Origin of the sequence: Bacteroides sp. D55t1_190419_B8, from assembly GCF_015558905.1 — a bacterium.
In the GTDB taxonomy this organism is placed as follows: domain Bacteria; phylum Bacteroidota; class Bacteroidia; order Bacteroidales; family Bacteroidaceae; genus Bacteroides; species Bacteroides vicugnae.
Genome location: NZ_JADMOU010000003.1, coordinates 356,880 through 370,205, shown reverse-complemented (window position 1 = coordinate 370,205; position 13,326 = coordinate 356,880). Strand labels below are relative to the sequence as shown.

Below are 13,326 nucleotides of genomic sequence, written 5' to 3'. Positions count from 1 at the left end.
TGACAATGAAAAACTATAAAAAGTATATAGGCTGTCTTTCTCTCTTTGTATTAACACTGATAGGGTGTGAAGACCTTAAATTTGGAGAGAAATTTCTGGATAAGCCGATAAGTAACGAACAGAATATCGATTCTGTTTTTAACAAAAAGGTATATGCTGAGCAGGCGTTGGCGGAAACTTATCATTCTTTACCGGATTATCTGCCGATGCAAGGACGTCTGGGATATGGCGTTTTGGAGATGCTTACCGATCTGGGTGACTGGACGAAAAAGGGGGCGCCTAAATTTTATACAGGGACGGTGGACGGAACAAATACATATCTGGAACATCTTCCATACCGGTTGGATGTTGCCAGTGCTACAATAGGAGTAGGACCGATTTATGGTATCCGGAGAGCCTACATCTACATTGAAAATGTGGATAGAGTGCCGGATATGACTGCGGATGAGAAAGCGATAGGGAAAGCGGAAGCGCAAGTAATCATTGCCTATCATTATTCTCAAATGCTCCGTTATTATGGTGGCATGCCGTGGATAGACCATGCATATACGGCAGAAGATGCGATGAAATTTCCCCGTATGACAGTGGAGGAAACTGTACAGAAGATCGTTGGACTACTGGATGCGGCAGCCTCTGTACTACCTTGGCAGGTTGATGCAGATAATGACGGGCGCATGACGGCTGCTTCTGCTTTAGCGTTAAAGTCCAGAGTGCTTCAATTTGTGGCGAGTCCTTTATTTAATGCTGATAAACCCTATTTGGAAGGAGATGCTTCGTCTCAATTCCTTACTTGGTATGGCAACTATTCACCAGACAGGTGGCAAAAGGCGTTGGATGCCGGATTAGAATTTATGCGGGCTAATAAAAAGAACTCGGACGCTTATCAGCTGGTGAATACAGGTAATCCTCGCGATGATTTTGCAGCAGGATATTTCAATCGCCATAACGGTGAAGTCTTGATTTCTTCCAGAAGATTCACCACCTATGCTACGGGAAAGCTTCCGTTTGCCCAAGTACGTTACGGGGTCGCTTCTCCTACATTGACCTATGTCGATATGTTTCAGATGAAAGACGGAACAGAATTCGATTGGAACAATCCGGATCATAATAAATTCCCCTTCTTTGATAAGGACGGAAACCCCAGAAGAGATATCCGCTTGTATGAAACGGTTGCTGTGAATGGAGATAAGTTTAAGGGCGCCCAGAAAGTGCAGATTTACGAAGGAGCCACCCAAGCGCCTTATAAAGACGGACGAATGAGCTACAATGGGGTTGCTATGAGAAAATTCATACGGAACTTCAATGACGAAGTGAATGGTAAGTTTTATTCTTGCCCGTTGATTCGCCTTCCGGAGGTTTATCTGAATATGGCCGAAGCGATGAACGAACTGAATAAGGCGGAAGTCCGTGATGAGTTTGGCAATACAGCTTATGATTATTTGAATAAAACCAGACTGCGTGCAGGTATGCCTGCGATATCGGCAACAGATGTTCCGGCCGGCAAACCGTTGCGTGAAGCGATATTACGCGAAAGAGCCATTGAATTCGGCTATGAAGAAGTACGTTATTTCGATCTGGTACGTTGGAAACGCTCAGATATATTTACCGGACAATTGTCACGTCTGATTATTAAAAAAGCGGCCGGTGAGCCAAGCGGCTTTTCTTATACCGTATCTCATGCAATGGCGGAAACACGCCAGTATGCGAAACCCGAAAAGTGGAACGACAAGTATTTCCTGTTACCTCTGCCTGTAGATGAGATAAACAAGAAATATGGATTGATTCAGAATCCGGGTTGGTAATAATCAAATCGTTGAATAATAAGAAGAATGATTATGAATAAATCACTTTATATCGTAGCTTTCTCGTTGGCATTTGCCACTACGGGTATAGCGCAAAATAATGAAGGACAAGATAAGGTAATCGATCTGGGCACGCAGACGACAACCGAATTACGGAAGACACAGGCTGTATCTACCATTTATTCGGATGAATTAGATAAAAATGCCACCACTAGTCCTTATAATGCCATTTATGGTCTATTGCCGGGATTGAGTGTGATGCAGAACACTAGTTGGGGCACAGATAAATCTCGTCTCAACGTGCGGGGGCGCGGTTCTTTGAATGGAGATACGCCTTTATTTGTAGTAGATGGTTTTGCACGCCCTCTCGAATATATCAACCTTTCGGAGATAGAATCGATATCCGTTTTGAAAGACGGTGCTGCTACTGCTCTCTGGGGAGGCAGAGGTGCTAACGGAGTAGTATTGATAACTACCAAACGTGGTATATATAACAAGAAAGATATAAAAGTAGACTACAAGTTCGGTTTAGGCTTGCCTGTCGATCAGCCGGAATTTGCCGATGCTTATACCTATGCCAAGGCCCGTAATGAAGCATTGAGATATGATGGCTTGCAACCGGATATGGATGAAGCCTCTTTCCTGTCCGGAGCCAATAGCGATCTTTATCCGAATGTGGACTGGCAGAAAGAAGCGTTACGCAATCATACGACCAGTCATCAACTGGACATCACTTTCCGCGGAGGTGGCAAGCGGCTTCGTTATTTCAGTGTCCTCAATTACAAAAATGATATGGGACTGCTGAATAGCAAGTATACCGATTATACAGATCGTTATAACTCCCAGATGAAGAAATACTTCCTCAATCTTCGCATGAATCTGGATGTGGATATCACAGACGCGACGAAATTGAAATTGAGTATGCTCGGTATGCTGCGAGAGAGCAAGCGTCCCACTACATCGGAAGCGACTTTGTTTGAGCAGATTTTCAACACCCCGTCCGCTGCATTCCCCGTGCAGACAAAGAATGGGTTCTGGGGTAGTAATAATGTGCTGAAAACAAACCCGATAGCCAATCTGGCGGACGTAGGTTATTATAAACTGAATCAGCGTATGTTGCAGGCGGACTTGCGGTTGGTGCAGGACTTGTCTGTATTGACACGCGGGTTGAGTGCGGAACTCGCTATTGCTTATGATAATAATGCGACCTATCAGGAAACAGCCAAGAAAAGTTTTATGTACCAGACCATTGAAAAAGGTACAGACGGAGAGCCGGTTTACACAAATTACGGTAACCCTAACGATGAACTGGAAATCAGCAACAAAGGATTGGCCAATCAATACATACATGCCAATTTTGAAGCGAAGGTTAATTATCACCGGACATGGGATAAGCATGATTTTACGGCCAGTGCTATGTTCCGTCAGGAATCAATGACATTGACAGGAGCTAATAATAGTCGTTACCGCCAATACATCATCGGAACTGCAGGTTATAATTTTGACAACCGTTATATGGTGGATATCGTAGCCAACTGTTTTGGCAGCAGCGTGTTGGGGAAGAACGACAAGTATCGTGCATATCCCGCCATATCTGCCGCCTGGATACTTTCGAACGAGAATTTCATGAAAGGAATTTCCGCTTTCGATTATCTGAAACTTCGCGCTTCTTACGGACGTTCCGGATATGATATTTATGATTATGACATGGATAAGCAATATTGGATAGGAAGCGGTTCTTACTATTTTCAGGCCGGAAATACTTCTGCCGGGAGCAGTCTGAAGGAAGGAGTGCTTGCAATGGAACAATTGGATCTGGAAGTTGCGGATAAATATAATATCGGTTTGGATATGAGCCTGTTCAAGGGACTGACTTTTTCTATTGACGGCTTTTATGACAAGCGTACCAATATCCTGATTGACGGAAGTGGGCTGATTTCATCTGCAATCGGCGTTACTATTCCCAAAATGAATGCAGGGAAAGTGGAAACAAAAGGAACGGAGCTCTCTGCTATGTGGAAAAAGGAATATAAGGACTTCAACTACTATATCGGAGCCAACTTCTCCTATGCCAAAAGTAAAGTCATAGAAAATGGTGAGGGATATCAGCCGTATGGCTATTTGTCTAAAAAAGGTTACCCTGTCGGGCAATGTTTTGGCTGGGAGGCTATCGGTTATTTCAGAGATGAGGCGGACATTAAGAGCAGTCCGGTACAGAAATTCTCGGAAGTACGTCCAGGTGATGTCAAGTACAGGGATTTGAATGGTGATAACGTGATTGACAACAATGACCAGAAGGCGATAGGATATTCCACTGCCATACCGGAGATTTATTATGGCATTAACTTGGGATTTGAATATAAAGGTTTCGGTGTGGATGCTTTGTTTCAAGGAGTAGGCCATTATAGCGTGATGTTGAATACTGCTAGCGTATATTGGCCGTTGAGGAACAACACGAATATTTCCAGCTGGTATCTGAACGACAGAATCCGCTGGACGGAAGAAACGAAAGATATCGCAAATGTTCCCCGCCTGACCACGCTGGATAATGCCAATAACTTCAGAAACAGTACACAGTGGTTGGAGAACGGGAGCTATTTCAAACTTCGTAACCTGAATGTCTACTATAACCTTCCTTCTTCTTGGGTGAAGAAAATGAGAATGGAGAAGATTCAGGTATATGCGAGAGCTAATAATCTTTTTTCGCTCGATCATGTGAAGTATATGAATTGTGAGGATTTGAACATCAATTATCCGGATATGACTTCCGTTTATTTCGGGTTGAATATTAACTTCTAAAATGTGAGATGACCATGAGAAAATATATCATACTATATACAGGTTTGCTGCTATCCGTATCGGGGTGTAGCTTGCTCGAACTGGACGAATCGACAGGCTTGGACAGAGAAGAGGCCTATTCCTACTTTAGCAATGTGAAAGGTTTGGCTACCTATGTTTATAGCCAGTTGCCCGGAGATCTCGGAGTGCTTGACGGGGCTTTGAGGGAGTCTGCGACGGATAATTCTGTTTATGTCTGGAGTGATAATAGTGTTCATGACTTTTATAACAATGCCTGGAGCCCCAACAATGCAGTTGATAATATGTGGTCGAAGTGCTATGGAGCTATCCGTTCTGTCAATTCATTTCTTGAAAACTATTCACAGGAAAGACTGGAGCGCTTCCGCTGGAATGACACGTATGAAGAAGACATTGCCAAGGCTACTATGTATCGTGAAGAATTACGGGTGCTGCGGGCTTTCTATCTGTTCGAACTGGCTAAACGATACGGTGATATTCCGCTCTTGACACGTACATATGCATTGGATGAAATCAACGATGTGGAAAAGACTTCTTTCAATGAAGTGATAAAATATATCTGCGACGAATGTAGTGACGCGGCCAAGACACTGCCTGTCAGTCATCAAGACTTTTGGGCGGAGACGGGACGTGTGACCAAAGGCACAGCGTTGGCATTGAAATCCCGCGCTCTTCTTTACGCGGCGAGTTTGTTGCATAATCCCGCCCGGGATGCTGATAAATGGAAAGCGGCTGCCGATGCGGCTTATGCTATCATAAAAGAGAACTGGTACAGCTTGCCGAAGACGAATGCTGATCCTCTGTATGACAAGAATGGTGGGAACGATGTGTTGAAATCTCCGCAATTAATTTTTGAACGTAGAAATGGGGAAAGCTTTGATTTTGAAGCAAACAATTTACCTATCAGTTATGAAAAGGGTAAAACGGGTAACGTGCCCACCCAGAATTTGGTGGATGCTTTCCAAATGACCAATGGAAAAGACTTTGATTGGGAACAGATTGCGCCGGGGCAGAATCCGTATGAAGGCAGGGACCCGAGATTTTATAAAACAGTACTTTGCAACGGTGATACATGGATGAACTCGACTATCCAGTCTTATGAAGGAGGAAAAGACGGTGCCGGAACAGCTGGAGCAACTACCACAGGTTATTATTTGAAGAAGTATATGAATGAGACTGTCTCTCTAGCTCCTTCCAATGAGAAAAAGAAACCGCATCATTTTATTATATTCCGTTATGCGGAAATTCTCTTGAACTATGCGGAAGCAATGGATGCTTGGAAAGACGCCGATTATACGGATAATGATCATCCGTTGTCTGCACGTACGGCACTGAATCAGGTGCGTACTGCTGCCGATATGCCTGCCATTACAACAAGTGGCGACGCGTTTACTGAAAGTGTTCGTCGTGAAAGACGAGTGGAACTTGCGTTCGAAGACCATAGGTTCTGGGACATCCGCCGTTGGAAGATCGGCGATAAAACCAAAGCTATTTACTGCATCAAGATCATCATGGAAAACGGCTCTCCTGTTTATAAGAAGGAATTGCTTGAAACACGTAACTGGGATGATAAGATGTACTTATATCCTATACCGCAGACTGAATATTATAAGAATCCTAATTTAGGTCAAAATACAGGCTGGTAACTATGAATAAGCGAACCCTAAAAGTTAGACAAAAACTTTTAGGGTTCATTTTTATGGAAAGAAGTTCTTTTCTATGTGTGGTCCCTTGTTCCAGTTTTATGCTGCGGGATCCGGAGCCTCACCGCTACCGCCTTCATCTGGATTTCCCCCTCCATTTCCGGAAGAGGTGCTGCCGCCGTTTCCTTCTGTTTTGTAAATACTTACATTATCCAGCATATCCTTAAATTTATATCCTGGAGTAAATATAATTTTCACTCGTCGTACAGTATCGGCATCCACATCTTTTTCTTCCTTCTGACTTTTGCAACTCATACCCGGACGGAAACATCCGAAATCACCTAATTGTACAGATAGTCCTTTGTTAAGGTTTGTGTTTAATGTGTCAATCAGTGCATCAATCACGTGTTTCACTGCACCTTCCGGAATCATACCGAACATGGATACTTCCTTGCATAAGTCTCTGAAATTTACCGTATTGGTAATTACATTCTGTGCTACATACTTTTCAGTCTTTGTTTTGTCAAAACCGAAAACTCTTTTCTTGACAACATACTTTAGTGCCATAATCTTTCTTTTTTTAATAGTTAGTTAATCTGTTTTATTGTTGTTTTGTGATCACGACGCAAAGGTATGGTTTCCGAAATTCATGGCCAAGCTAAAAAAGAATTGTGCGTTCATAAATTAATTAATAAGTAGAATACTGCTGTATTGGGGATTTTATGTAAAAAAAAGATCTAATAGAAAGATAAAAGAAGAGGATGCCGATTGAGATATTGGGGTATCAGGGGTAGGGAAGGCATCCTCTTCGAAGATAGAGCAGAAGGGCTACTTTCACAAGCAATCTTTCTGTTTACTATCTTCTTATATAATAGGAAGGGTTATGAATCTGAATTATTCCGTATCTTCTTTGGTCCGCAGACTGACTAACTCTGTCCACTTATTGATGCTTAAGTCGAACCCTCCTTTCTCCAAGTATTGAAGGGCGGTTCTAAAATGGCGGATCACTTTTGCTGCATCATTGGTTGTTCTATACTCAAGTTCTCCAAGTGCATATTCAAGACGTGCCATTTGGATGTAATCTAATAGGGTATAGTTTTCGTCGACGGATAAAGTTGAAAGATACTTCAACAGGTAGGATGCTTTTTCTCGTTCTTCATCTGATAAGTTGGAGATAGGGCGGTGCGCGATGGGGTGCTGCATTAATAGAATAATGTTTTCTTTTAGGTCATCGTACATATCTTTGTTATGTTTGCCGCATCATTTCCCTGTGGTGCGCAGTTAAAAAAGAGAGCGTGGGAAACTATCAACTGTATGCGACTATAAGGTATCGGCTAAGACCCTCCAACAACATAAGTGATAGTCCCACGCCCATTTGAGTATATAACAGTTATATATACAAAATTGTACGTGAGACCTGTCACTCATTGTCATTCGTTGAAAAAAATTAGCCGATCTTTTATAGTCGAATGCAATAAATAACCGTTCTCAATAAAAAATAAAGTGTTCCTCTCTACGTAGGAGAGGAAACTGCTACAAAAGTAGCAATAAATATTAATAAAGCAAGTAATCTTGTTTTATAATTTCATAGATAGTTCTGAATTAATAAAGGTTTATATAAATATGATTTATTATCATGGATAAATGGCTATATATAATACTTTTAGCTGAATTTTATCTCTTTTTACCAATATAATGCTTACCTTTGCTAAAAACGTATTCTAATGGAACAGAAAGATAAATATATTCGTTTTGATTGGGCAATCAAAAGGCTTTTACGTAATAAAGCTAACTTTGGTGTGCTTGAAGGTTTTCTTACAGTATTACTAGGTGAGAATATTCATATTATTGAAATCCTTGAAAGCGAAGGGAATCAGCAACGTGAAGATGATAAATTTAATCGTGTAGATATTAAGGCCCGCAACAGTAAAGACGAGATTATTCTTGTTGAGGTTCAGAATACTCGTGAACTTTATTATCTGGAACGAATTCTTTATGGAGTAGCTAAAACTATTACAGAGCATATTGATTTGGGCGAAATCTACTCTAATGTGAAGAAGGTATATTCTATCAGTATCCTTTATTTTGACATAGGACAGGGGAGGGACTATCTTTATCATGGGCAGAATACATTTTTGGGTGTACATACGGGCGATCATCTAAAAGTTACCACCAAAGAACAGGGAGCTATCGTTCGTAAGTTGCCTGCTGAAATCTTTCCCGAATACTTTCTTATCCGTGTGAATGAGTTTAATAAGGTGGCTGTTACTCCTCTGGAAGAATGGATGGAATATCTGAAGACAGGATGTATACGTCCCGATACAAAGGCTCCCGGACTTGAAGAGGCTCGTAAGAAACTGGTTTATTATAATATGGATACAGCTGAAAAACTAGCATATGATCGTCATATAGATGCAGTTATGATACAGAATGATGTATTGAGTACAGCTAAGTTAGAAGGACAAGAAGAAGGACGACAACTTGGATTTAGACAAGGAATTGAGCAAGGGATTGAGCAAGGGATTGAACAAGGAATCGAACAAGGAATCGAACAAGAAAAAATGGTTACTGCCCGTAAACTAAAATCTCTCAATATTCCTGTTGGTACTATTATGGAAGTTACTGGTCTGTCGTCGGAAGAGATAGAGCGACTCTAGTTACTTGCTTTTACTATTGAGGTTGCCTATTATTATGAGTATATATAAAGAATCCTGCACTGAACAATTGTTTTTTTTGTTTAGTGCAGGATTTTTGCTAATTCCATTAAATGATTCTAAATTCATCCTTCTATTTTCTTTGCATAAACCACCTGTTTGCCTGTTCCATAACGGATTAAGAGTCCACGTTCGATAAAAGCATTCAGTTCTTTCAAAGCACGTTTTTTGTCGTGTCCTGTCAATCGGCAATAGTCGGTACGGGTCAGGCAGGGATATTTGTTCAGATGTTCGTTGATTATTGTCAAGCATTCTTCTTCGCTGTGCCCTTTTCCGTGGTGACGAGTCATCGATTCTCCACGTTCCAGCCTCATTTGTTGGCCTACTTCTTTCTTAAACTGGCTGCCTACCCGGAAATTGACATTCTTCAGCTCAATAGATTGTGCGTGTACATCTTTTTTCTTCATTACACGAGGCCCCTTTAAAGACACTGAAAAATATCCGATATCTCCCAGTTCCACAATCCATCCGTTGGCAATCAGATCTCTCAACTCGTTTTGGAAAGACTGCATAGCCCCTGCCAGTAAACTGCGGCTTATTCCTGTGAATTTGTGTACACGGTCTAGAAACTCTTCCTGGTCAACGGTTCCTTTGAATACCACGCGGGGATGAAGCGGTTGTGCGTCGCCTGTTTGTTGAATGTCAGGCGTGTCATAAAGGTCATAATGTATGCTCATATTCGTATTTATTTTGTGTAGGTACATTAATAAATCCGTTTGCCTATCCGGATTTACTTCACTTGCTACTTTTATTTCGTTCCACTACAGTTTCTCTTTCGTCCCACTATAGTGTTCCGCAAGGGAAACTATAGTGCTTTTTGCGGAACACTATAGTGGAACGAAAAAATATTAAGTAACAAAGATAATCTTTTTAGGTAATAAAACGAAATCTATTAGTGAGAAAGAAATAAAAACGTCGCAAATATTGTTTATTACCTTATGTCACCCTTTCCTTTTTTAATAAATTAGCTAGAAAGTGTGGTGTTTATTGAATAAGAACCCTTATTTTTGCAGCATGTTACAATTTGAGAATCAAAAGATAAAGCAAATAGTTCGCAAGGTGCTTCCGGTAGTAACGCTGGGAGCTATGTTATATTCCTGCGCCAGTATTGGACGGCCGGACGGAGGCCCTTATGATGAGACGCCACCCCGTTTCATCGGTAGTACTCCTGCTGCGGGTGCTCTGAATAATGAAAGGACTAAAATTTCTTTGGTATTTGATGAGTTTATTAAGTTGGAGAAAGCAACCGAGAAAGTCGTTGTTTCTCCTCCCCAGATACAGCAACCGGAGATAAAGGCTTCCGGCAAGAGAATACAAGTGAACCTGCTCGACTCTTTGAAGCCCAATACTACCTACACGATTGACTTCTCGGATGCGATTGTCGATAATAATGAAGGTAATCCGCTAGGGAATTTTGCATTTACGTTCTCTACCGGTACGGAGATCGATACGATGGAGGTGTCGGGAACAATGCTCGATGCTTCTAATCTGGAACCGATTAAAGGTATGCTCGTCGGACTGCATTCCAACCTGAACGATTCGGCTTTCAATAAATTGCCTTTCGACCGTGTGGCACGTACAGACAGCCGTGGCCGTTTCTCTATCCGGGGTATAGCTCCCGGTAAGTATCGTATCTACGGTTTGATGGATGCCGACCAGAACTTTACTTTTAATCAGAAGAGCGAGATGATTGCTTTCCACGATTCGTTGATTATCCCTCGTATGGAAGAACGTGTCCGCATGGATACGGCTTGGGTCGATTCATTGACTTACGACACGATTGTTGAGAAGAAATATATGCATTATTTGCCGGATGATGTTATCCTCCGTGCCTTTAAAGAACTCAACTATTCGCAATATCTTATCAAGTCGGAAAGACTGGTTCCGCAGAAATTCACGTTCTACTTTGCCGGTAAAGCCGATACTTTGCCTGTATTGAAAGGCTTGAACTTCGATGAAAAGGATGCTTTTGTTATCGAAAAGAATCAGCGGAATGACACCATCCATTATTGGGTAAAAGACTCCCTGCTCTTTAAACAAGATACGCTGGCTATGAGCCTGACTTATCTTTATACGGATACATTGAATCAGTTAGTGCCCCGTACAGATACGCTCAACCTCGTTTCGAAGCAAAAATATAAGAAAGAGGAGCCGGATAAGGACAAAAAGAAAAAGAAGAAAAAGAAAGGTGAAGAGGATGAACCCGAACCGACAAAATTCTTGCCGGTAAATGTCGGGGCTCCTTCGTCAATGGATGTATATGGTTCTATCTCTTTGAGTTTTGAAGAACCGATAGCCAGTTTTGATACTGCGGCCATCCATCTGCGGCAAAAGGTAGATACGCTTTGGAAAGATATACCATTCGACTTTGAACAGGACTCTGTGAATCTAAAGAGGTTTAATCTGTATTATGATTGGGAGCCGACGCTGGAATATGAATTTTCGGTAGATTCGACTGCGTTCCATGGTATATACGGACTGTTTACAGACAAAATAAAACAAGGGTTCAAGGTGCGTAGTTTGGAAGAATATGCCAAAATCACGTTTGTGGTGACGGGAGCGGAACCTAATGCTTTCGTTGAACTGTTGGATGCGCAGGACAAAGTGGTACGCCGAAGAAGAGTAGAGGAGGGAGGTTATGTCGACTTTTATTACTTAAATCCCGGTAAGTATTCCGCCCGGTTGATTAACGACCGGAATGGAAACGGTGAATGGGATACCGGCAATTTTGAAAAAGGAGTGCAGCCCGAAGAGGTGTATTATTATAATCAGATTTTAGAGCCGAAAGCCAACTGGGATCTAGAACAAAGTTGGGATATTCATGCAGTTCCGCTAGATAAGCAAAAGCTGGATGAACTTAAAAAACAAAAACCAGATGAAGACAAGAAGAAAAAGGATCGGGAACGAAATAGTCAGAACCGCCGTCGTTAGCGTTCGACGCAATTTTATTATCGGATTAGTGGCCTTACTGATGGGAGCTTTCGCCCTTCCTGCCAGTGCTCAATGTGAAGCGAAGAATGATGCGTTTCAATCCGGCGAACACGTAATGTATGATTTATACTTTAACTGGAAGTTTGTCTGGGTGAAAGCCGGACTTGCCAGTTTGACGACGAATGCGACTACTTATCATTCACAACCAGCCTACCGGATTAACCTGCTTGCTTTGGGCAGTAAACGGGCGGACTTCTTTTTCAAGATGCGCGATACGCTGACTTGTGTGATTGGAGAAAAACTGGAGCCGCGCTATTTCCGTAAAGGTGCCGAAGAGGGAAAACGTTACACGGTCGATGAGGCTTGGTTTTCTTATAAGAACGGTCTTTGCCTGGTGAATCAGAAGCGTACTTACCGGGATGGAGCGTTTGATGAATCTGAAGCTAGCGATAGCCGTTGTATATACGATATGTTAAGCATTTTAGGACAGGCACGTTCTTATGACCCTGCTGATTATAAGGTGGGAGACAAGATTAAATTTCCGATGGCTACGGGACGTAAAGTGGAAGAACAGACGCTTATTTATCGCGGTAAAGAAAATGTAAAAGCAGAAAATGGAGTGACTTACCGTTGCCTGATTTTCTCATTAGTTGAATATGATAAGAAAGGGAAAGAGAAGGAAGTGATTACTTTCTTCGTAACGGACGATTTGAACCATCTTCCTGTCCGTCTGGACTTATTCCTGAATTTCGGTTCGGCAAAAGCATTCTTGAATAATGTGACCGGCAACCGGCATCCGCTGACTTCTGTCGTTAAATAGAGATAAAGAGAAAAAACAGATAGGGCTGAAAGTACACCCGCAAAGGTAGCTTTCAGCCCTATCTGTTTTTTATTCCTGAACTTCGAAAGGCACTTTCTGATCTTTCCGGAATACGCTGGATTCAAAAGTGGCAATCAAATCTCCATTCTGATTCGTTACATCTACCTGATAGCAGCCTGTACTTCGACCGATGTAGCGTTCGCGTGCTTCGGCAAAAAGGATGTCGCCAGGTCCGCTTGCGCGTAGAAAAGTGATGCTGGACGAGAGAGAGAAAGCTAGTGTACCGTGCGAGTTGGCTGCTGCGGCCAGTGCCAGGTCCGCTAATGTGAAAATGGCTCCTCCTTGTGTACGGGCGCCTGCATTCAGATGTTCGGGTTTTATTTCTAACTTGGCTTTACTGTATCCTTTGCGTACTTCCAGCAGTACTACTCCTGCGTTTTCGGCAAATAAATCATTCTTAAAGAATTCTTGTGGGGTCATATGAGTTTATTTAAAGTTGTCAACATTGTATCTCTAGGTGTGATTCATCTTTATAAATCTACTATTTCTTTTGCAAATGTACCAAAATTGTCCTTCATTTGGATTATTTAGGTCGGTCA

The 13,326-nt window shown here is 42.0% G+C and carries 10 protein-coding genes; 6 read left to right on the top strand and 4 right to left on the bottom strand.

What is annotated here, in order from left to right:
• The first annotated feature begins 5 nt into the window (after nt 1–5).
• From I2I13_RS04935 to I2I13_RS04925, 3 genes are read left to right on the top strand one after another with little or no spacing between them, the layout of a single operon-like run.
• Nucleotides 6–1,802, top strand: a complete 1,797-nt coding sequence (locus I2I13_RS04935) for a RagB/SusD family nutrient uptake outer membrane protein (protein WP_195648961.1) — start codon at nt 6–8, stop codon at nt 1,800–1,802.
• Nucleotides 1,803–1,829: 27 nt separating this feature from the next.
• Entirely contained in the window at nt 1,830–4,601 is a 2,772-nt protein-coding gene (locus I2I13_RS04930; RefSeq protein WP_195648960.1) for a SusC/RagA family TonB-linked outer membrane protein, read from the top strand.
• A gap of 8 nt (nt 4,602–4,609) precedes the next feature.
• Entirely contained in the window at nt 4,610–6,265 is a 1,656-nt protein-coding gene (locus I2I13_RS04925) for a RagB/SusD family nutrient uptake outer membrane protein (protein WP_195648959.1), read from the top strand.
• 96 nt (nt 6,266–6,361) lie between these two features.
• Here I2I13_RS04925 and I2I13_RS04920 read toward each other — a convergent pair whose 3' ends face one another.
• Together I2I13_RS04920 and I2I13_RS04915 are read right to left on the bottom strand one after the other, a co-directional pair.
• On the bottom strand, nt 6,362–6,829 hold the full coding sequence (locus I2I13_RS04920) for an HU family DNA-binding protein (RefSeq protein ID WP_195648958.1): 468 nt from the start codon (nt 6,827–6,829) through the stop codon (nt 6,362–6,364).
• A gap of 327 nt (nt 6,830–7,156) precedes the next feature.
• A complete protein-coding gene (locus tag I2I13_RS04915; protein WP_195648957.1) occupies nt 7,157–7,501 on the bottom strand; it encodes a hypothetical protein in 345 nt (114 codons plus the stop codon).
• 485 nt (nt 7,502–7,986) lie between these two features.
• Between I2I13_RS04915 and I2I13_RS04910 the strand changes: the two genes are divergently transcribed.
• Nucleotides 7,987–8,919 (top strand): Rpn family recombination-promoting nuclease/putative transposase, encoded by a 933-nt coding sequence (locus tag I2I13_RS04910; protein WP_195648956.1) that lies wholly within the window; start codon nt 7,987–7,989, stop codon nt 8,917–8,919.
• Between the two features lie 122 nt (nt 8,920–9,041).
• Here the strand turns inward: I2I13_RS04910 and I2I13_RS04905 are convergent, their stop codons facing one another.
• Nucleotides 9,042–9,653, bottom strand: coding sequence for a DNA-binding protein (locus tag I2I13_RS04905; RefSeq protein WP_195648955.1), 612 nt, complete (start codon nt 9,651–9,653; stop codon nt 9,042–9,044).
• 337 nt (nt 9,654–9,990) lie between these two features.
• Here I2I13_RS04905 and I2I13_RS04900 point away from each other — a divergent pair, with 337 nt between their 5' ends.
• Nucleotides 9,991–11,907 (top strand): Ig-like domain-containing protein, encoded by a 1,917-nt coding sequence (locus I2I13_RS04900; protein WP_148364235.1) that lies wholly within the window; start codon nt 9,991–9,993, stop codon nt 11,905–11,907.
• The gene (locus I2I13_RS04895; protein ID WP_195648954.1) at nt 11,852–12,727 is read left to right on the top strand and encodes a DUF3108 domain-containing protein; all 876 of its coding nucleotides are present in this window, start codon (nt 11,852–11,854) and stop codon (nt 12,725–12,727) included. Before I2I13_RS04900 ends, I2I13_RS04895 begins: the two co-directional genes overlap by 56 nt.
• Before the next feature lie 69 nt (nt 12,728–12,796).
• Here I2I13_RS04895 and I2I13_RS04890 read toward each other — a convergent pair whose 3' ends face one another.
• Entirely contained in the window at nt 12,797–13,207 is a 411-nt protein-coding gene (locus I2I13_RS04890) for a PaaI family thioesterase (RefSeq protein WP_195648953.1), read from the bottom strand.
• Between the last annotated feature and the right edge of the window lie 119 nt (nt 13,208–13,326).

Coding starts and splice junctions, on each gene's coding strand:
- I2I13_RS04890 (WP_195648953.1), bottom strand. CDS start 13,207: ATGACCCCACAAGAATTCTTTAAGAATGATTTATTTGCCGAAAACGCA.
- I2I13_RS04900 (WP_148364235.1), top strand. CDS start 9,991: ATGTTACAATTTGAGAATCAAAAGATAAAGCAAATAGTTCGCAAGGTG.
- I2I13_RS04935 (WP_195648961.1), top strand. CDS start 6: ATGAAAAACTATAAAAAGTATATAGGCTGTCTTTCTCTCTTTGTATTA.
- I2I13_RS04930 (WP_195648960.1), top strand. CDS start 1,830: ATGATTATGAATAAATCACTTTATATCGTAGCTTTCTCGTTGGCATTT.
- I2I13_RS04905 (WP_195648955.1), bottom strand. CDS start 9,653: ATGAGCATACATTATGACCTTTATGACACGCCTGACATTCAACAAACA.
- I2I13_RS04925 (WP_195648959.1), top strand. CDS start 4,610: ATGACCATGAGAAAATATATCATACTATATACAGGTTTGCTGCTATCC.
- I2I13_RS04915 (WP_195648957.1), bottom strand. CDS start 7,501: ATGTACGATGACCTAAAAGAAAACATTATTCTATTAATGCAGCACCCC.
- I2I13_RS04920 (WP_195648958.1), bottom strand. CDS start 6,829: ATGGCACTAAAGTATGTTGTCAAGAAAAGAGTTTTCGGTTTTGACAAA.
- I2I13_RS04910 (WP_195648956.1), top strand. CDS start 7,987: ATGGAACAGAAAGATAAATATATTCGTTTTGATTGGGCAATCAAAAGG.
- I2I13_RS04895 (WP_195648954.1), top strand. CDS start 11,852: ATGAAGACAAGAAGAAAAAGGATCGGGAACGAAATAGTCAGAACCGCC.